Raw genomic sequence first — 20,208 nt, forward strand, 5'->3', positions numbered from 1 at the left:
ATAATTTGCCCCTTTCCAATTTGATCATCAGGTAGGCTATGGCCAATAAAGAGGAACTTATCGAGTTCGAAGGCGTTGTCACCGAAACGCTTCCTAATACTATGTTCCGTGTACGTTTAGAAAACGGTCACGAAGTGATTGCCCACATCTCTGGTAAAATGCGTAAACACTATATCCGTATTTTAACTGGGGACAGTGTGAAGGTAGAAATGACACCTTATGACTTAACCAAAGGTCGTATTACTTACCGTGCACGCTAAGTTTTAGTGTAAGCAAAAGCCACTGTTAAAGTGGCTTTTTTTACTTTTACAACTATTATAAAACGACTCAACATATTGGTTTAAAACAAATATTAAGAAAGTATCTTTACATCAAAATAACAGCAATCTCTGATTAAATGATACATTTTGCGAATAGTACTTGACTGTATCCAAATGAGGCTGACTTCAATCAACATCCTATTTTGCTCAAATATTGAAACTTAGAATAGATTTTAGAATCACCTTTTTTTAATATTATCCCATTCCCATAATGCCTGATTTTTTAGTTCAACTTATTATTGACCAAGATAAAAACTCACAAAGATCGGCAGAACAGTAATAAAAAATACTCTTTTTAGAGTATAGATCTTCAATATCGATTTTTAGAAATCTAAATTCAACTTTTTATATTGAGTAATATGAAATTATTTTTGAGGTAATTAAAAAATAAATCATCCTTAGATCCTCTAATTTAGGATTTCCAGTACATTAAAATTAAAAATATTTTGTAAATATTAAACTGCTTACATCAAGCTTTTTATTTTTGCTTTGATGGCAAAAATAAAGCACTTGTGAATATTAATGCAAAATGCCTATTATTTATGCTAGAAATCTTATATTCACATTGGAGAATAGGATCATGCATAAAATACAAATAATTACGCTCAGTCTATCTATTTTGTCTTTAGTCGCTTGCCAAACACCATCGATGCGAACTCAAAATTTAGATGCTTATTTACAAAATTTTATTGGGCAATCAAGCGATGTCATTCAACAGAATTTAAACTTTAAGACATTGGGCTACCAAACTAGCCAACATGTAGAACAAACCAAAAATCAATTGATTTACACCATTCTCCGACCAATTTATATTCCAGTAGCGGGTAGCAATGCATCAATCAGTTCAAATGCAATGGGTGCACCCATGATTAGATATGATACGGCTTCCACGCCACATTATGATGTGAACTTTAACTGTAAGGTAGTATTTAACCTTGAAAATGGAGTCGCCAAATCTATCAATTACTATGGTAAAGCCTGTTAAACAGGCTCATTTTATGACATCGAAAAATGTTGAGTGCTATTTGACTCCACTTAACTATTTTAAAATTTGATTACGATAGCTACTTTTATATGCCACATCATCTTTCAGATTATTTCTAGTATTTGTAAAAATACCAACCAATGTCTAAACGATAATAATGAAAATAGATACAACTCGTCCTCTTAGCAAATATGAAGCAATAAAAAACGCAGCTAAAGCTGCGTTTTTCAATCTATCAAATATTAAGTTAATGCTTTAACAACAGCATCACCCATTTCAGAAGTACCAACTTTATTCATACCTTCAGACATGATGTCACCAGTACGTAAGCCTTGATCCAAAACGCTACCGACAGCATCTTCAATGGCTTTCGCGGCATCTTCCGCGCGGAAGGTATAACGTAACATCATCGCTACAGAAAGAATCGTTGCAAGTGGATTTGCAATGTTTTGACCTGCTATATCAGGCGCTGAACCATGACAAGGCTCATACATGCCTTTACCATTTTCATCTAATGATGCAGATGGCAACATACCAATTGAACCTGTCAACATTGCAGCCTCATCAGACAAGATATCGCCAAACAAGTTACCCGTTACAATCACGTCAAACTGTTTAGGTGCACGTACCAATTGCATCGCAGCATTATCCACATACATGTGGGATAAGTTAATTTCTGGATATTTTTCTTCTTTTAATGCAGTTACGGTTTGTTTCCAAAGCTCAGTCACTTCAAGAACGTTGGCTTTATCAACCGAACAAACTTTACCACCACGTAAATTTGCCATTTCAAAGGCAACTTTGGCAATACGCTTAATTTCAGACTCTGAATATACGTCTGTATTGAAACCTTGTTTTTCACCATTTTCTAATTCACGAATACCACGTGGTTGACCGAAATAAATACCACCTGTTAATTCACGTACAATCAGAATATCTAATCCAGATACAATTTCAGGCTTTAAGCTGGAAGCATCTGCCAATTGTGGATATAAAATTGCTGGGCGTAAATTTGCAAATAAATTCAATTCACTACGGATTTTTAATAGACCACGTTCAGGGCGAATCGAACGCTCGATCGTATCCCATTTTGGACCACCCACAGCACCAAGAAGAATAGCATTGGCTTTTTTTGCTTGTTCAGCAGTCACAGCTGGATATGGTTCGCCATGTGCATCAATCGCAGCACCGCCTAAAAGACCTTGTTCCCAAGTCAAACCTAAATTGAATCTTTCATTGACACATGTAAGTACTTTTTCTGCTGCAGCAACGATCTCAGGACCAATACCATCACCTGCCAAGATCAAAATTTGTTTAGACATTTGTATTTCCATTTTTTAGGATCAGCAGCACTGCTACTGAGTGAGATTAAATTTTTTGCTCCACATATTCGCTCACACCTGTCACAACATCATATGGGCGGCAAAAACGGCGAATTGTGCGCTTTTCTTGAATCAAATCTACACACAATGGAGTTGGTGCAGATACATTCAATAAGCTTCCTGAGCTTTGTGATCTTTTACGATACATTTTAAAGGTATAGCGTTGATTCGGCTTAAATTGATGAATAACATGAAAAACTTCTGCATGCTGTTGAGAAATGGGATAAAAACGAATCACCATTTCATATTGTTGTGCAGGAATAGTCAAATAAAGCCCATTTTTATCGAGCGCGTCACCTGTTAGTTTGACATAGCCTTTTTTAATCGCCTTTGAATTCACCCGATGTGAATTTTGATCCACAATCTTGATGTTATTCATCCGATCAAATTCACAATTTTCCGCACCAGAACAATAAATTTGGACATTATTTTGGCTAAATTGCTTCTTTTCAGCATCTTTGATACGTGAAGCATCCACAAAGTGTTGTGTCGATTGACATGCACTCAGAATGAAAGATAAACCAATAAAAACGCTATAGCCAAAGACCTTAATCATGGTTCAGACCCAACCTCACTCACTGAGTAAACATATTTCTATATTATTATACAGCACATGTTAGCAAGAGTTGGGTATTCACGCCATGCTTAAATGATCATCACTTAAGCTCGAACATCTTGAAAAACCCAAGGACGAGCCTGTTTAGTTTTTTCTTCGTATGCATGGATATCATCAGCCACTTGTAATGTTAAGCCAATATCATCCAAACCATTTAACAAACAATGTTTACGAAATGGGTCAACTTCAAATTTAAAAGCTTCACCTTTGGGTGTACGAACTTCTTGCGCTTCTAAATCAACGGTTAATTGATAACCTTCATTGTTTGTACATTCTTTAAAAAGTTGCTCAACAATTTCTTCAGCTAAAATCACAGGCAACATCCCATTTTTAAAGCTATTATTAAAGAAAATGTCTGCATAACTGGGTGCAATCACAGTACGAAAGCCATACTCTTCTAAAGCCCATGGCGCATGTTCACGGCTTGAGCCACAACCAAAGTTTGTACGCGCAAGTAATACAGACGCGCCTTTGTAACGTGGTTGATTTAAAATAAAATCTGGATTAATTGGGCGAATAGAATTGTCTTGTCCCGGATAACCTTCATCCAAATAACGTAACTCATCAAATAAATTATCACCAAAACCAGTACGTTTAATTGATTTTAAAAACTGTTTTGGAATAATTAAATCTGTATCCACATTGGCACGGTCTAATGGTGCAACGATACCTTGTTCAACGGTATAAGCTTTCATAATATGCTCCTATGAGCGCCAATTAAAATGAACGAACATCAACAAAATGACCTGCAATTGCGGCTGCCGCTGCCATTGCTGGGCTCACTAAATGCGTACGTCCGCCATTGCCCTGACGACCTTCAAAGTTACGATTCGACGTTGATGCACAATGCTCACCCGGTTGTAATTTATCAGCATTCATTGCCAAACACATTGAACAACCCGGCTCACGCCATTCAAAACCAGCTTCTACAAAAATCTTATCTAAGCCTTCAGCTTCTGCTTGTTGCTTAACTAAGCCTGAGCCTGGAACAATCATCGCTTGTTTAATTGATGCTGAAACTTTACGACCTTTAATCACTTCTGCCGCTGCACGAATATCTTCGATTCGAGAATTGGTGCAAGAACCAATAAATACACGATCTAATTGAATATCAGCTAAAGCTTGACCTGCTTCTAAGCCCATATAATGATAAGCACGCGTCCAATCATTACGTTGTACATCATCTTTTGCTTGTTCTAAAGTCGGTACAGCTTGTGTCACAGGAATCACCATTTCAGGCGACGTTCCCCAAGACACTTGCGGTTCAATCTCTTCACCTTGCAACACAACAACAGTATCAAAATGTGCATCTGCATCAGAATGTAAAGTATTCCAATAACTGATTGCAGTATCCCATTGTTCAGCTTGTGGTGCGTATGGACGTCCTTTTACATAGTCAATTGTTTTATCATCGACAGCGACCATACCAACACGTGCACCTGCTTCAATCGCCATGTTACATACCGTCATACGTCCTTCAATCGACATATCACGGAAAACTTGACCACCAAACTCAATGGCGTGACCCGTACCGCCCGCAGTACCAATTTTGCCAATAATCGCTAAAACCACATCTTTAGATGTCACGCCTTGACCCAATACACCGTCAACACGAACCAACATATTTTTCATTTTCTTTTGAACTAAGCATTGAGTTGCCAATACATGTTCAACTTCAGATGTACCAATACCATGTGCCAAACAGCCAAATGCACCATGTGTTGCTGTATGTGAATCTCCACAAACAACGGTCATGCCTGGTAAAGTTAAACCTTGTTCAGGACCCACAACATGTGCAATCCCTTGACGAATATCATTAATATCAAACTGTGCAACATTAAACGTTTTACAGTTATCATCTAAAGTTTGAACTTGAATTCTTGAGGTTTCATCTTCAATACCTGCAATTCCTTCCGCACGTTCTTTCTTAGAGGTCGGAACGTTATGGTCAGGTGTCGCAATATTTGCGCTTAAACGCCAAGGTTGACGACCTGCAAGTTGCAAGCCTTCAAATGCTTGTGGAGAAGTCACTTCATGTAATAAGTGGCGGTCTATATAAAGTAAGGCTGAACCATCATCTCGTTGTTTTACTAAGTGGTCATCCCACAATTTGTCATACAATGTTTTTGCAGATTCTGTTTTTGCTTTTTGGTTTTCGCCTGCCATGTCGATGTGCTCCACTGGACTGGGTAATTCTTTCAATAAATCGATTATAACGGTGATTTCACATAAATCTAATTTATCATTTTTATTAGTTCAAAAACTTTTTAGAATGATTAATACCTCATTTTCATATTGCCCCATTTTTTATTTACAAAATCGATTGTTATAAAAGCAAATTCCTCTTTTACATTTCAAATAATAATGATTATCATTTAAATAATTTCAAATTAAAGTGGTGATCATCATGGTACGCATTCAAAAATTCTATAACTCTAATCAAAGAACCTTAAAGAAAACCTTTAGTTATTACCTCATGCACATTACTGTGGCAATGATTGTGGCCTATTTTGTCACAGGAAATTTATGGATGGCGATTACTTTAAGCTTACTCGAACCTACTGTTCAAGCTTTTGCTTTTTTCTTTCATGAAAAAGTATGGAATAAAAAAGATATTAAAGCGACTGAAAATATACAGCCGACAAATGTCTAAGGTTAATAGGCATGCTGCGTGATGGAGGGGTTAATCACCACCGCCGCCTCCACAACTGCTACAACTACTGCAAGAAGATGATGAATCTGAACCAGAATCCGAATCCGAATCGCTACCATGACCTGAACTTGAGTGAACATCTCCACAATTATTTGAACTCGTATCACTTGAGAATCCATCACTAGCTGAACCCAATGATGTGGAAGAAGAGCATGAAGAAGTGTTATTAGCATCCTGTTTATCAAATTGATTATAAAGGGCCATAATCATGAGCATATTAAAGACTAAACCATTGTTCCATTGTGTAGTTTTATCGATTTGGAATAATCGAGGAAAAGTTTGAGGACTTTTAGGATCAAGATGATGTAAACGGCAACTTGCTTGCCATGTATTCAGCAACTGCCACTGTTGCCCTTGCTTCTGAGCCTTACTTGGTTTTTTTAGATGTGCTCGATGAATCAACTCAAACCCAAGTAGCTTTTGGCACATGCGCTGATAAAATTCAGGAAATGTGTCTAATAATAAATGCCATAACGCATCGACTGAATGCGAAGGCATCGCATAAGCTTGCCGTTTAATCAGGTGTAATGCCAAATAATCCTTAAAAGCTTCTTCTATTGGGTTCTGATCTATTATACGAATCTGAGGATTTTGTTTTCTAAACTCAGTCCAAATTTCATCTGGTATTTTAAATGCCTCGAGGCTATTCATTGTTTTTATTTTTCTATAACGCAAGATTGCCCATATCGTAAAAACAAGAAACCAATCCCAAAATAAAAATAGCAGTGATTGAAAAAAGTAAGTCAGCAGCAGAACAACGAAACCACTCGATACTGCAATTTTAAAAAATCGCGCCCAAGATACGGTATAAGCATAACGAGGCAAAGTATGAGGATTCTGATGAAAGTGATCTTGTTGAACCAAATAATAACCTTTTTATTTTTTACTTTTATTGATGTCTAAACTAGCTTAATTCTCCCTCGTGCCACAAAGATAAATGTGTAATTTTTTAAATATATTTCAATTTTCGACATTAAGTTTGAATTTGTAACACTTTTATTTTGATTAATTCTTAAAACTTCTGAATAATAAAATACGCATAAAAATTCTTTATGGATGGAGTTAAAATGAACCTTGCTGCCTTTGAAGCATTTGTTAGAGTAATGGAAACTGGATCTATTTCCATGGCAGCTGAACTATTGTTTATTACCCAACCTGCTGTCACCAAGCGTATACATAGTTTAGAAGATTATTTTGGGGTCAAACTATTTGAATCTGCAGGTCGTGGTGTACAAGCGACTCATGCAGCACATTCACTGTTACCCAAAGTTAAAAACTGGCTGAATGAATTAGGGGATATCCATCATACTTTAAGCCATGAACAAAGTGAGGTTCGCGGTAAGCTAAAAATTGGGACAAGTCATCATATTGGTTTACATCATTTGCCTAACCATTTAAAAAGTTACGTTCAACAATTTCCCAATGTCAAACTTGATGTGCATTTTGTTGACTCGGAACAAGCACATGAGCAAGTGATTGCAGGTGATTTAGAATTGGCTTTTTTAACCTTACCTCCACAAGGAGATGACCGTCTAAATTACGTCACTATTTGGAATGATCCTTTGGTTTTTGTAGCCGCTCCATTTCATCCTTTGGCTCAGCAAAAAAACTTAAAACTTGAAGATCTCATTTCTTACCCAAGTTTGCTTCCTGCTGCTCAAACCTATACTAGTCAAATCACTTTAGATGAATTTGAAAAACAGGGTCTCAAACCTAAAATTACGATGAGTAACAATCCACTTGAATCTATTCGTATGTTGGCTTCAATCGGTTTAGGCTGGTCTGTTTTGCCTAAGACACTGATCAATCCAGACTTACAACAACTCGATATTAAAGTGGAAATGAATCGTAAATTAGGTATGGTGTGGCATCCTGCACGGACTCAATCTAGAGCGGTACAAGAACTGATTGAGATGATGAAGTAAAGAAAATAATAAAATTCCAAATAATCAGCCATGATTATTTGGAATTAATACTTTATCCTTCTAAAAAAATTCCTAGACTAAGAAGTGCTATAGCAATCAACAATAGAGACCAAGCAGCGGTAGGATTCGTACCACCTTGTTTTTCCACTTCGGATATCGTCATATTCTGAGCATTTAACTTTTTATCAATAAAATCTTTATACAAACCATTCCCACCAAATCCCATGGCAACAGCAAGTCCAATAGAAATACCACGATCTATAGATTCGGACATCTCAAACATCGTCGTAATAACGCCTGAAATAAAGATAAAACCGATATACATAAAACCATAAGCGTACATTTTACGGTAAAATAACCATACTGCGCCTAGGAAAAATGCTGCAATATTAAATCCACCTTTTGGCTTAGTAGCCTCTAAGCCTTGAAATTTTTCTTTATAATAAGGCTGATATTTTTCACCAATGAATGCCTCGTAATATTTTTCTTTTGTAGATTCTGATGATGTACTTTCTACTCGAGGAAATGGTGGTGGAAATACAGTTTCATTTTGATTCATATTATTATCCCTTTTTTTGTATCATTCTTTTATATTTAATGAGATTATTTTTAATACTTATATAAGAAAACAGCATCCTAAGACACTGTTTTCATAGTAACTAATAACATTAGAACTACTTCACTGAATCCTCGTGTAAAGATTCATTCAGTTGATCGACAATAATTGCCCACTCACCATCAGACTTTATTTTTTCTGCTAAAAACTGGCGTTGTGCCTCTGTCCAATAACTCGCATGCGTGATTAATGTATCCGCACTTAATTGATGGCTTTCAATAAATTTTGCAATCGCTTCTTCACTTGAATCTAGACCTAATTGTTCAAATAAATTGGTCATTCTTGGACGTACACCATTCATTACTTTTCCCCATCATTTATCATTCTTATCTTTAAACATAGCACTTTATGAGCAAAAGTGAAGTTCAAATCATTCATTTTTATAAAAAACTACAAAGAAATGATATTTATAAATATCCAATATAAAAAACAGCACCTAAGCGCTGTCATTCATCAAGTATCTAAAAATGATTAGATCAAATTGACCAATCTTGAATGTCCCAAGCCTGCTCTTTCGCTAAAACTTCTAAACGATCATCAGGATTCACGGCTATCGCCTGATCTGCATATTCCAATAAAAAACGATCATTAATAGAATCTGAATATGCCCAAGACTCAGAAACAGTACGACCCGCTAACCATTGCTCTAAACGTACCAATTTACCTTGTTGAAAACATGGCAAGCCTAAAACCTTACCTGTGTATTGCCCATTTTTAACTTCTGCATTGGTGGCAATAATTTCAGTAATCCCAAATTCACGAAAAATTGGTGCAGTAATAAAGTCAGATGTTGCAGTGATACCCACAATTTCATGCCCTGCATCTTTATGCTTTTGAATCGCTTTAAAGCCTTCGGGGCGCATTTGGGCACGAATCACCTTTTTCATAAATAGTTCATGTAACTCAGCAAGATAATTATTATCATGTTGCGTTAAAAACTCAAATACAAACTCATTATAAGCAATTGGATCTAATTGTCCTGATTTATAATCTTCATAAAACTTGTCATTCATTTGACGATGATGGATCGGATCAACCAAGCCTTCATTCACTAAAAACTCGCCCCATGAGTGGTCAGAGTCGGTGTTTAACAAGGTGTGATCTAGATCAAATAACGCCAATTTCATAAAAATTCTCGTTCAAACTGAAATTTAAGAAAAAAAATGTAAATCTATCACCGCTAATGGATAGAAATTCGTTAAGATCATAGCAATTTTAAAACATTATTACTTTGACTTTGTCGAGTTGGACGTAAAAAGTGAACGTCCCCATATACAAAGTTAATGAAATTCACAATTTTTAGGTAGCCAAATGATCGACTCAGAAGGTTTCCGACCGAATGTCGGGATCATTTTGGCAAATGATATTGGGCAAGTTTTATGGGCAAAGCGCATTGGTCACAATGCATGGCAATTTCCTCAAGGGGGGATCCAGTTTGGAGAAACTCCTGAACAGGCGCTTTTCAGAGAACTACGAGAAGAAGTCGGGTTATTACCTGAACATGTCCAAATAATTGCGCAGACCGAAGGTTGGTTGCATTATCGTTTGCCGCTTCGATACATCAGATCTGATTCAGATCCGATTTGTATTGGGCAAAAACAGAAATGGTTTTTATTAAAGCTCATTGGTTCAACGAAAAATATTCAGTTGAATCTTTCTGATCCGCCAGAGTTTGATCAATGGCAATGGGTCAGTTATTGGTATCCACTTGGACAAGTGGTGAATTTCAAACGTGACGTTTACCGTAAAGCCATGTTGGAACTGTGTATGCACTTACCACGGCAATCATCTGAAAATTCTTCAAAAATGTGAATGATTTTTCAAAATAGTGCTGTTATAAATAATCCTTTAACACTTTTTAATTTAAATTGAGGAGCACACTTCCATGTCGAACATGCAACTAGACACCTTAAGACGCATTGTTCAAGAGATCAATGCTTCGGTCAGTTTGCATGATTCATTAGAGATCATGGTCAGTCAGGTTTCTGAAGCCATGCATGTGGATGTCTGCTCTGTTTATTTATTAGATGAACGTAATCAACGTTATGTGTTAATGGCAACCAAAGGTTTAAACCCTGAGTCTGTTGGTAATGTTTCACTTCAACTTGGTGAAGGTTTAGTTGGCTTGGTTGGGCAACGTGAAGAAATTGTCAATTTAGACAATGCCTTTAAACATGAACGTTTTGCCTATTTCCCTGAAACTGGGGAAGAAATTTACAATTCCTTCCTTGGCGTTCCAGTCATGTATCGCCGAAAAGTAATGGGTGTTTTGGTTGTACAAAACCAAGAACCACAAGACTTTAGTGAAGTTGCTGAATCTTTTTTAGTAACTTTATGTGCTCAGCTTTCAGGTGTAATTGCGCATGCGCATGCGGTGGGGAATATTGATGTGTTTCGTAAACCTGGTAATTCCCCAACCTATAAAACCTTCCAAGGCTCATCAGGCGCAGGCGGTGTTGCTTTAGGCCGCGCCATCATTCTTTATCCAGCAGCAGATTTGGCAGCAGTACCAGATCGTGATGCAGATGACATTAGTGAAGAACTCAAATTGCTTGATCAAGCAATTGAATCTGTTCGAGCAGAAATCAAATCACTTGATGAAAAAATGCAAGATTCACTCATGTCTGAAGAACGTGCTTTATTCAGCGTCTTCTTACGTATGTTGGATGAAAATGCCCTTCCTGCTGAAATTAAAGAACTTATTTTAGATGGTAATTGGGCACAAGGCTCAGTCAAACATGTCATTGATCGCCATGTAGCACTCTTTGCACAAATGGAAGATGACTATTTACGTGAGCGTGTTTCCGATCTTAAAGATTTAGGACGCCGTATTCTTGCCTCACTCCAAGAGGCAGATTCAAGTCATCGTGAACTCACTGCTGAAAGTATTCTCATAGGAGAAGAAATTAGTACTGCAGCATTGGTTGAACTCCCTGTAGATAAAATTGCAGCTATTGTTACGACTGAAGGTGCTGCCAATTCACACATGGTGATTGTTGCTCGTGCACTCGGGATTCCAACCGTAGTTGGTGTCACTGAGTTGCCTGTAAACACTCTTGATGATGTTGAAATGATTGTTGATGCGTATCAAGGGCGTGTTTTTATTAACCCACCTCGTCGTTTGCGTCAACGCTATAAAGAAATTCAAAAAGAAGAAGAGCAAATTGCTAAAGATTTAAAGCAGTATGAAACCAAAGAGACCATTACTCCAGATGGTGTAACGGTCAAACTCTATGTGAATACGGGCTTAATGATTGATGTAGTTCGTGGTGTACAACGTGGCGCGAAAGGTGTTGGTTTATATCGCTCAGAGATTCCGTTTATGTTACGTGAACGTTTCCCTGGTGAAGAAGAACAACGTGCCATCTACCGTCAACAGCTCAGCCATTTTGCCAATAAACCAGTGGTCATGCGTACCTTGGATATTGGTGCAGACAAAGATCTGCCTTATTTCCAAATTGATGAAGAAAACTCTGCTTTAGGATGGCGTGGAATTCGCTTTACACTGGATCATCCTGAAATTTTTTCTTCACAGATTCGTGCAATGCTCAAAGCCAGTATCGGATTAAATAATCTTCATATTTTATTACCGATGGTGACCAGTGTCAGTGAAGTGGAAGAAGCACTTTACTTACTTGAACGTGACTGGATTGCCGTGCAGGAAGAAGAACAAGTCAAGATCAATAAACCTAAAATTGGCATCATGATTGAAGTACCGAGTGTACTTTTACAAATTGGTGAATTTGCAGAATTAGTGGATTTCTTTTCAGTCGGTTCAAATGACTTGATTCAATATTTATTGGCGGTAGATCGTAATAATCCACGTGTATCTAGTATTTATTCGCATTTCCATCCGTCAGTATTGATTGCTTTAAGCCGTGTGGTGCAAGAATGTCATAAGTATGATAAACCCGTCAGTATTTGTGGTGAAATGGCGGGTGATCCACTCTCGGCAATTTTATTGATGGCGATGGGCTTTAATACCCTATCGATGAGTTCAAGTAATATTTTAAGAGTGCGTAAAGCAATTTGTCATGTATCAATGGCAGATGCACAGACTCTATTGGAAGAAGTCATGAAAATGAATAATCCATTGATGGTGAAAAGCTGGATGGAGTATTACTTTAAACATCATGGTTTAGCAGATATGGTGAAATCAAATCGAATGATGGCTCTTTAAATTAAGCCTTATTTTAAGTAAAAAAATTAAGAAAATTAGCAGTATAAAAAAGGGCGGTATTCTTCGGAATATCGCCCTTGCTTATGTTTGCTATAACCACGTTTTGCATCTTTCTTTCGATCCACAAACACTTGGCTTTTGTTGACTTCATGCATGTGTTTTGCCACAAAGTTATTCAACACCATTTCTGGCTTTGCTATTTTCTTCGCCATTTTCCTCACCTTTAAGCTTGTCATTTCTATCCACAGTTCGTCACTGCGGATAGAAATATTACGCCTTTTTGCACAGAATTCAAGCAAACTTTTATTAAAAAATAAAGAAGAGATTAAAGCGCTTATTTCATCATTATTTTATCGAAAGTCATCTCACTATTAACGAACTTCAAATTCCGCTTCTGCGGGATCAAAGCGCCATGTCCGAATAATACGTAGCTCAGAAATATCTTTCATCTTTGCATCAAAACGTCCAAACGGCGCACCTTTACGTACAGAAGCTTTGGCTGCTTCATCCAACATGGGATTGCCTGAACTTTCCAGCAAACGAATAGCACGTATTCCACCTTCTGCATTTAAAATCACCATTAAACGCACTTCACCAGAAAGCCGTTGTTGCTTTGCCAATTCTGGATAAAAACGATTACCATATATTTCGACTTTCTCACGAAATTTATCTAAATATCCAGCAGAGGCATCTTGCTTGGCTTGAATACCATCTAAAGTTTTAATCTTTTGCTGACGGCTAAAGTTTTGTTGTTTTTGTAAATATTGCGCTTCTAAACTTGCAACCATAGCAGCCTTGGCTTGAAACTGACTTTGCATTTCATCCATGGCTTTTTTACGTTCATTTTGTTCAGCTTGCTTCTGCCAGCTCAACACGGTCATCAATACTTTTTCGTCAAAATTCAACTCACGCTTTTGTTGAACTTTTTCTAATGCTTGTAATTGCTGCTCCCCTGCACTTAAGTCTTCCGCTTGGGCAGGCATGTCACTCGACATACGATGCGTTTCGCGAAAGATGCCAGAACCTTGTTGATCTGCCTGCGCTAAAAAATCTGCGTCTTTCACTTTTTCTGTGCTTGGTCGAATGCTGACTGCAATTTCTTCGCTGGTCGAGTCACTTTCCTGAGGCATAGTAAATTGTAAGGATAAAAAAATCACATGCAAAATCGCGGCAGTAGAAACTGCACCAATAAACAGTGGATCTTGCCACCAATGAATGAATTGCTTTGGATAATGAACTATATTTTTTATCATGATATCAAACCGATAAAACATCCCATTCCATAAATATAAAAAACCTTTAAAATAGGTTTATTCTTACGTTTTACACATTTTTTGTGATCAACTTGTGTAAATTTAAACCATTATCTCAAATCTGTAAAAATGGTGCATGGATTTTTGCTAAACTGCAATCGTTGAACTGGAATTTTTTAAACAAATCGACAAGATTACACCTTATAAAATCAAGATTATTCGGGACAATACTTATGCCTTCTTTGCTTTCCACTATTGCCAACCGTATTCAGCGACTCTATCAAAAAGCTGGCGACTTTATAGAAGAAGAGCGTGAGTTCCCTGTTTCTCAAGTTTTTTTAAATGCGACCTTTAAACGCTTTGTGACAGACAATGTTGCAATTTTAGAAGATTTACATGCCGATTTGCATGACGATTGGTTACGGCTTTATGCCACATTAAACGTGAAAGGCATGCATTTGGTTTTATCTGTCGATCTAAAATTAGTGCAAATGGAATTTAATAAAGATATGCAACTAATTGTTTTCGAACAAATCAGTAATACCCAAGTGATTGAAGCAAGCTATCCTAAAGTTTGGATGAAAATGGGCGTGAACGCTGCCTTATTTTTCTATCAAAAAGTATTACGCAAAGATCCATTGGGTATGATCTTAGAAAAATTTGAAGTGGTAAAAGTCAAAGATGAACTTTTACATTTAGATCTCAATCGTTGGTTAGGAAAAAGCCGGTCGATTATGGATACGTTAAATAAAGTTCATGTTAACCATGCTGAATTACGTGAAACTGAACTGATCGTCATGGGTAATGTGAATGTCACTGCATTATTCAGCAAAGTGAACAGTATTGATGATTGGGATGATAAAGACGATATTGAAGAATCTGAAGTCACACCGATTCAACAAAAGGAAAGCTAATAAAAGCTTTTCTTTGGTTCTTTCAATTTCGTTTAGAGTATATCAACTCAAATTTTATACATAAATATACAGTTCCATCAGCAAAATTGAACTTTTCTACTCAATTGAGTTGCATAATATATTCATAGCGAATAACGCAACTCTAATTGCAGAGGATTTTAACTGATGGCAACAACTATTTTTAAAACATTGAGTATGGCGACAGGCTTATCCACTGCCCTATTATTTACTGGGTTTTCTAGTCATGCTCTTGCCATGAGCCCATTCCAAGCAAGTTACCAATTTGGTTATAACGGTAAAAATATGGGCACGGCTACTCGCACCTTAAGCAAAAGTGGTAATACTTGGTCTTATGTGTTTGCTGCTAAAGCGGCTGCAATTGCATCAGCGACTGAAACCAGTCGTTTTACATTGAATAATGGTCAAATCAGTTCGAGTAATTTTAGTCGTACCAGTAAAATTTTAGTGCATAACGATACGATGACGATTAATTTCAATCCAAATACAAAAATGATCAATACCAAGAAAAAAGACAAAGAACGTTCTTTTGCTTGGAAAGCAGGTGTTTTGGATGAACTGAATGCTGAGTTACAAGTGCGTGAAGACCTCAAATCTTCAGGATTAAAATCAAGTTATTTAATTGCAGATGCCAAAGGAATTGATACTCATCAATTTGTAAAACAAGGCACTGAAAGTGTAAAAACCAGTTACGGTACCTTTGATACCATCAAAGTTGTCATGAAGCATGATAACAATGATAAGAATTCAACTTTCTGGCTAGCACCTAAGCTTGACTACCTGCCAGTGAAGATGACCCACCAAGATGGCAACACTTCGTACAGTTTATTGCTCACTGGATATAAGAATTAGACGAAATATCAACTTTTAAGCAAATTCGACTTGCATTTTTTTTGGTGCTTTTTAAAATACGTCTTTGCTTGAAAAAGCACCTTGCCCCTAGAGGATTCTCCCCGTGCATGCACTAGAACAGAAAATCTTAGCTGAAGGTATCGTTCTATCTGATCAAGTTCTGAAAGTCGATTCTTTTCTGAACCATCAAATTGATCCTGTAATGATGCAACTGATTGGTCAAGAATTTGCGCGTCTTTTTAAAGATGCGGGTATCACTAAAATCATTACCATTGAAGCATCTGGTATTGCTCCTGCGGTCATGGCAGGTTTAGAACTTGGTGTGCCTGTTATTTTTGCACGCAAATACCAATCTTTGACGTTAAAAGATGATTTATACCGTTCTAAAGTATTCTCTTTTACCAAACAGATTGAAAGCACCATTGCGATTTCAAAGAAACACATCTCTGCAAACGATAAAGTTTTGGTGATTGATGATTTTCTTGCCAATGGTCAAGCCGCTTTAGGTCTTGCAGATTTGATTCACCAAGCTGATGCAGAAGTTGTTGGCATTGGCATCGTGATTGAAAAATCATTCCAACCAGGTCGCCAATTATTGTTAGATAAAGGCTACCATGTTGAATCATTGGCTCGTGTTGAATCACTTGCGAATGGTACAGTGACCTTTGTTCAAGAATAATTCTGAACATCAGTTACTTTATAAAATTGAGCGCATTCGCGCTCTTTTTTATACTCTTTAGGTCATGATAGGATCTTTTTGACCATTCATTTTAAGCACCCCCTCCGCTATATTGTTTTAATAAATATATCACTTAGGTAAATAATGGATGGGATCAATCACACAAAAATTAGTTGATCTACTGAATGTACAACAGTTGGATGATTATCTATTTCAAGGACAGAATACACGCTTGTTTGGCTCACATTTATTTGGTGGGCAAATCTTAGGACAAGCACTCATTGCCGCCTCAAAAACCACAGATCGCCCTGCGCATTCCTTACATGCTTATTTTATTCGAAGTGGCCGAACAGATTTACCCATTTTATTCAAAGTCGAAAATTTAAGAGATGGTAAAAGCTTCGCCACTCGCCAAGTACATGCTTTGCAAGAAGGTCTCGTTATTTTTTCAGCGCTCATCTCCTTTGCTATTCCAGAAGATGGCTTAAATTATCAAACCATCGAACCTAACTATCCTTCACCTGAAGAATTAATATCAGAACAACAACATAAACAAATGATCAGTGAAGATATTCCTGAATTTATGCGTTCTATTGTTATGCGACAATTCAATATTAAAATACATCCTGTACAACCCTTTAATCCATTCAAGCCAGTGAAAGGCGAAACAAATTATGCGGAATATTTTCAAACATTTGAAACAATTCCTGATGAGTTAAATTCGAGGATGATGCATCAAGCCATCGCCGCCTATTATTCCGACTATAATCTATTGACGACATCTCTAAGACCGCACGGCGTGAGTTATGCAATAGGTGATGTCAGAAGTGCCAGCCTAGATCATTCAATTTATTTCCATCATGATTTTAAAGTCGATGAATGGCTGCTTTATGATATGCATGCCACGGTTTCAAGCCAATCTAGAGGGCTTAATTTTGGTCGTATGTGGCAAGGTGGCAAACTCGTCTGTAGCGTCACTCAAGAAAGTTTAATGCGAGATTTACGTTCGTCATCTTAGCTAACTTCAGCATCATACAGAACCAATTTGCTTTGAGATTTTAATGCTATTCTGACGATAATATTTGTTCCATTTACATCGTTACAAGCAAGCTAAATACTTTTCATCTGAATAAGCTAAAATCTGCATAAGTTGTAATCTTTTCAACATAATAAATCTGACGAAGCACAAAAGGACTTTGTCTTGTATGAGTAAAAATCAATGACTGATGAAATAACAGTAACCTGCCCAAAATGTGGTTCTACTGATGTTGAAAAACGTGACCATGAACAATTGCTTCAAAAAACAGGGGGGGTTTTACTCTCTGCAGCAGGGACAACAGCAGGGACTGTTGGTGGTGCTGCAACTGGAGCATCCATTGGCGCTGCCATTGGAACCATAGCAGGACCTTTAGGTGTAATTATGGGCGGGACAGTCGGAACTTTTGTTGGTGCGATTAGTGTTGGAATTACAGGTGGATTTTTAGGGCATCGCTTTGGTAAAAAAGCAGGTGAAATTGTAGATCAGAATCTTTTCTTAGATTACCAATGTTTAAAGTGCAAACACCGATTTAAAGAAAAAGCTTAAAGAGCAAAGTTTTTTATATGACACCTTTTATTTCTTCTTAAAAAAATAAAAAACTTGTCATTACTTAGCGGCACTATTTTTTCATCTAAGTAAGAAAGTTAGTATTCGATACTAACTTTCTTTAATACGTCAATCTCTAAACATTTAAAAGCTTTTTGGCGATTTCCCCTAAGCGTTTGCCTTGCTCTGTACATAGCGATTTTTCATCTTGGCTTAAGCCCAAGTCATGCCTTGGGCCACTCACATGACTCGCACCATACGGCGTACCCCCTGATTTAGTATTGGACAAAGCAGGATTGGCATTGGTTAAACCCATCATCATCATACCGTGATGAAATAATGGCGGTAGCATGCTTAATAAGGTACTTTCTTGACCGCCATGCATTGAACCTGAGCTGGTAAATACACAAGCAGGTTTATTGTGTAATGCACCATTCAACCAAAGACTGGTGGTTTGATCCCAAAAATACTTCATTTCTGATGCCATATTACCAAACCGAGTTGGCGAGCCTAAAGCCAGACCAGAGCAATTGGCTAAATCATCCAAAGTACAGTAAATATCACCCTGTTCTGGGATACTTGGCTCAGCTTGTGTAACGACGGTTGAAAGATTGGGAACCGTACGAATTTTGACAGCCATGCCAGAACTTTCAATACCATTGGCAATCAAGTGTGCCATTTCTTTGGTTGAACCATATTTGCTGTAATATAAAACCAAAATGTAAGTGTGCATATTGTTATGAATATGATGAAAAAAGAAAACTATACGGTATTTTTCCCATTTTTTGGTTAAGCTAATGTTTGAAAACGTAAGAAATACCAATAAAAGAATAGAGACTTTATATTTATGATGGATTTATTAAAGAAACTGCCCTTTTATGACAAAACATGGTTTCAATTTATTTTTTTTGTCATAAAACGTTTTGAAGCAGATCGCTGTCGCGAACAAGCTGGCTCTTTGACCTATACAACATTGTTCGCCGTTGTTCCGATGCTTACGGTTTTCTTGGTCATCATTTCATCCATTAAAGCGCTAGAACCTGCTAGACAGCAGTTGCAACAAATGATTTACAGCAATTTTTTGCCAAAAACCAGTATTGCCTTTGATAAAGCCTTTAACGTTTTCACTCAGAACTCAAGTAATCTGACTGTGATTGGTGTGCTCTTCCTGTTTATTACCACAGTCATGATGTTAACCAGTATTGAGACTGTTTTTAACCGTATTTGGCGTGTAGAAGAAACTCGCAACGGAATTATTGGCTTTATGCGCTACTGGACCATTATTTCATTGGGTCCTATTTTACTTGGCAGTGCATTCGTCATCTCATCTACCTTAGCATCTATGAATGTACTGAGTAGTTTCACAGGCACTTATCAGGTTGATGGTACTTTTCTATTTTGGTTAATTTCCTTCGCACTCACCGTCTTAGGTTTTTTTATTCTATATTGGACTATTCCAAACCGCAGTGTACCCATAAAAGCAGCCTTTATTGCAGGTTTATTTGGTGCCATTATTTTTGAATTACTCAAAAATTTATTTGGTTTCGTGATGAGTAATTTCACCAGTTATACTTTAATTTATGGTGCTTTTGCCGCAGTGCCTATTTTCCTTTTATGGATTTTTTTATCATGGAATGTAGTTCTGCTTGGTGTTGAAATTAGTTATGCGCTGACTGCCTTCCATACAGGGAAAATTCAAACTCGCCAACCTGTTTTAATGTTGCTTGATATTTTAGAGTTGTTTTATAAAAAGCAAAAAGTTGGGCAGTCTGTAACAGATGCCGAAGCCTTAAATATTCTAGGACGCGGTGAAATTGGTCGTTGGCCAAGTTATGTGGTGATGTTAGAAAAGCAGAATTTAGTGAGACGTACTGACAATAACGAATATGTATTAGTCCGTAATCTAGATACTGTTGATTTTTGGACATTCTACAAATTATTACCTTACCCATTACCACGACGCGATGATGTTGGAAATGTTCATCCTGATGATGTATGGATGCAACGTATTGGACCTGCGCTCATAGATTCTGATGATTTTCTAGCGGCAAAACTTTCTATTCCACTTTCAACTATTTTAGAAGAGAAATAAAAATTGGCCGATGCTTAAATTTGTCTTTTTATATTTTGGTATCTAATACAAAACACCTCTCTTTGGAAAACCATCAAA

Annotated in this window: 23 protein-coding genes; 12 read left to right on the forward strand and 11 right to left on the reverse strand. The window is 37.1% G+C overall.

The features are described from left to right. The first annotated feature begins 38 nt into the window (after positions 1-38). Both infA and B9T35_RS02445 read left to right on the forward strand, forming a co-directional pair. Positions 39-260, forward strand: coding sequence for a translation initiation factor IF-1 (infA, locus tag B9T35_RS02440; RefSeq protein WP_001284370.1), 222 nt, complete (start codon positions 39-41; stop codon positions 258-260). 640 nt (positions 261-900) lie between these two features. After that, positions 901-1,305: a hypothetical protein gene (locus B9T35_RS02445; protein WP_086189549.1), complete on the forward strand. Its 405-nt coding sequence runs from the start codon at positions 901-903 to the stop codon at positions 1,303-1,305. 242 nt (positions 1,306-1,547) lie between these two features. On the opposite strand, the gene leuB is transcribed toward B9T35_RS02445, so the two are convergent. From leuB to leuC, 4 genes are all read right to left on the reverse strand, one after another. Further along, complete coding sequence (gene leuB, locus B9T35_RS02450; RefSeq protein ID WP_086189550.1) at positions 1,548-2,627, reverse strand: 3-isopropylmalate dehydrogenase; 1,080 nt, start codon at positions 2,625-2,627, stop codon at positions 1,548-1,550. A 46-nt stretch (positions 2,628-2,673) separates the two neighbouring features. Further along, entirely contained in the window at positions 2,674-3,243 is a 570-nt protein-coding gene (locus B9T35_RS02455) for a hypothetical protein (protein WP_086189551.1), read from the reverse strand. Positions 3,244-3,347: 104 nt separating this feature from the next. Further along, positions 3,348-3,998 (reverse strand): 3-isopropylmalate dehydratase small subunit, encoded by a 651-nt coding sequence (leuD, locus tag B9T35_RS02460; protein ID WP_086189552.1) that lies wholly within the window; start codon positions 3,996-3,998, stop codon positions 3,348-3,350. 22 nt (positions 3,999-4,020) lie between these two features. After that, positions 4,021-5,469, reverse strand: coding sequence for a 3-isopropylmalate dehydratase large subunit (gene leuC, locus B9T35_RS02465; protein ID WP_086189553.1), 1,449 nt, complete (start codon positions 5,467-5,469; stop codon positions 4,021-4,023). A gap of 241 nt (positions 5,470-5,710) precedes the next feature. Between leuC and B9T35_RS02470 the strand changes: the two genes are divergently transcribed. Further along, a complete protein-coding gene (locus tag B9T35_RS02470; protein WP_086189554.1) occupies positions 5,711-5,956 on the forward strand; it encodes a DUF2061 domain-containing protein in 246 nt (81 codons plus the stop codon). Between the two features lie 30 nt (positions 5,957-5,986). On the opposite strand, the gene B9T35_RS02475 is transcribed toward B9T35_RS02470, so the two are convergent. Further along, positions 5,987-6,667, reverse strand: coding sequence for a hypothetical protein (locus tag B9T35_RS02475; RefSeq protein WP_086189917.1), 681 nt, complete (start codon positions 6,665-6,667; stop codon positions 5,987-5,989). Between the two features lie 416 nt (positions 6,668-7,083). Here B9T35_RS02475 and B9T35_RS02480 point away from each other — a divergent pair, with 416 nt between their 5' ends. After that, positions 7,084-7,941, forward strand: a complete 858-nt coding sequence (locus B9T35_RS02480) for a LysR family transcriptional regulator (protein WP_086189555.1) — start codon at positions 7,084-7,086, stop codon at positions 7,939-7,941. A 52-nt stretch (positions 7,942-7,993) separates the two neighbouring features. Here the strand turns inward: B9T35_RS02480 and B9T35_RS02485 are convergent, their stop codons facing one another. The 3 genes from B9T35_RS02485 to B9T35_RS02495 form a co-directional block, all read right to left on the reverse strand. Then, entirely contained in the window at positions 7,994-8,500 is a 507-nt protein-coding gene (locus tag B9T35_RS02485) for a DUF2628 domain-containing protein (RefSeq protein ID WP_086189556.1), read from the reverse strand. 115 nt (positions 8,501-8,615) lie between these two features. Further along, positions 8,616-8,858, reverse strand: a complete 243-nt coding sequence (locus tag B9T35_RS02490; protein WP_086189557.1) for a DUF2789 domain-containing protein — start codon at positions 8,856-8,858, stop codon at positions 8,616-8,618. A gap of 175 nt (positions 8,859-9,033) precedes the next feature. Then, positions 9,034-9,684, reverse strand: a complete 651-nt coding sequence (locus B9T35_RS02495; protein WP_086189558.1) for an HAD family hydrolase — start codon at positions 9,682-9,684, stop codon at positions 9,034-9,036. Between the two features lie 184 nt (positions 9,685-9,868). On the opposite strand from B9T35_RS02495, the gene B9T35_RS02500 reads away from it, so the two are divergent. Both B9T35_RS02500 and ptsP read left to right on the forward strand, forming a co-directional pair. Further along, a complete protein-coding gene (locus B9T35_RS02500) occupies positions 9,869-10,369 on the forward strand; it encodes an RNA pyrophosphohydrolase (protein ID WP_086189559.1) in 501 nt (166 codons plus the stop codon). Between the two features lie 73 nt (positions 10,370-10,442). Next, positions 10,443-12,737: a phosphoenolpyruvate--protein phosphotransferase gene (gene ptsP, locus B9T35_RS02505; RefSeq protein ID WP_086189560.1), complete on the forward strand. Its 2,295-nt coding sequence runs from the start codon at positions 10,443-10,445 to the stop codon at positions 12,735-12,737. Positions 12,738-12,772: 35 nt separating this feature from the next. Here ptsP and B9T35_RS18365 read toward each other — a convergent pair whose 3' ends face one another. Next, a complete protein-coding gene (locus B9T35_RS18365) occupies positions 12,773-12,949 on the reverse strand; it encodes a hypothetical protein (protein WP_171264200.1) in 177 nt (58 codons plus the stop codon). Positions 12,950-13,108: 159 nt separating this feature from the next. After that, complete coding sequence (locus B9T35_RS02515; protein WP_086189918.1) at positions 13,109-13,990, reverse strand: energy transducer TonB; 882 nt, start codon at positions 13,988-13,990, stop codon at positions 13,109-13,111. 233 nt (positions 13,991-14,223) lie between these two features. Between B9T35_RS02515 and B9T35_RS02520 the strand changes: the two genes are divergently transcribed. The 5 genes from B9T35_RS02520 to B9T35_RS02540 all read left to right on the forward strand — a co-directional run bounded on the left by B9T35_RS02520 (position 14,224) and on the right by B9T35_RS02540 (position 18,038). Beyond that, a complete protein-coding gene (locus B9T35_RS02520) occupies positions 14,224-14,904 on the forward strand; it encodes a hypothetical protein (RefSeq protein WP_086189562.1) in 681 nt (226 codons plus the stop codon). 165 nt (positions 14,905-15,069) lie between these two features. Further along, positions 15,070-15,774 (forward strand): DUF3108 domain-containing protein, encoded by a 705-nt coding sequence (locus B9T35_RS02525; protein ID WP_086189563.1) that lies wholly within the window; start codon positions 15,070-15,072, stop codon positions 15,772-15,774. 103 nt (positions 15,775-15,877) lie between these two features. Next, positions 15,878-16,453, forward strand: a complete 576-nt coding sequence (locus B9T35_RS02530) for a xanthine phosphoribosyltransferase (RefSeq protein ID WP_086189564.1) — start codon at positions 15,878-15,880, stop codon at positions 16,451-16,453. A 148-nt stretch (positions 16,454-16,601) separates the two neighbouring features. Beyond that, positions 16,602-17,471, forward strand: coding sequence for an acyl-CoA thioesterase (locus B9T35_RS02535; protein WP_086189565.1), 870 nt, complete (start codon positions 16,602-16,604; stop codon positions 17,469-17,471). Positions 17,472-17,672: 201 nt separating this feature from the next. Beyond that, positions 17,673-18,038, forward strand: a complete 366-nt coding sequence (locus B9T35_RS02540; RefSeq protein ID WP_086189566.1) for a hypothetical protein — start codon at positions 17,673-17,675, stop codon at positions 18,036-18,038. Positions 18,039-18,174: 136 nt separating this feature from the next. Here B9T35_RS02540 and wrbA read toward each other — a convergent pair whose 3' ends face one another. Then, entirely contained in the window at positions 18,175-18,771 is a 597-nt protein-coding gene (gene wrbA, locus B9T35_RS02545; RefSeq protein ID WP_086189567.1) for an NAD(P)H:quinone oxidoreductase, read from the reverse strand. Between the two features lie 114 nt (positions 18,772-18,885). On the opposite strand from wrbA, the gene B9T35_RS02550 reads away from it, so the two are divergent. Then, entirely contained in the window at positions 18,886-20,130 is a 1,245-nt protein-coding gene (locus tag B9T35_RS02550; protein WP_086189568.1) for a YihY family inner membrane protein, read from the forward strand. Positions 20,131-20,208 lie beyond the last annotated feature (78 nt).

The sequence above is a fragment of the Acinetobacter sp. ANC 3832 genome, assembly GCF_002135415.1.
Taxonomy (GTDB): Bacteria; Pseudomonadota; Gammaproteobacteria; order Pseudomonadales; family Moraxellaceae; genus Acinetobacter.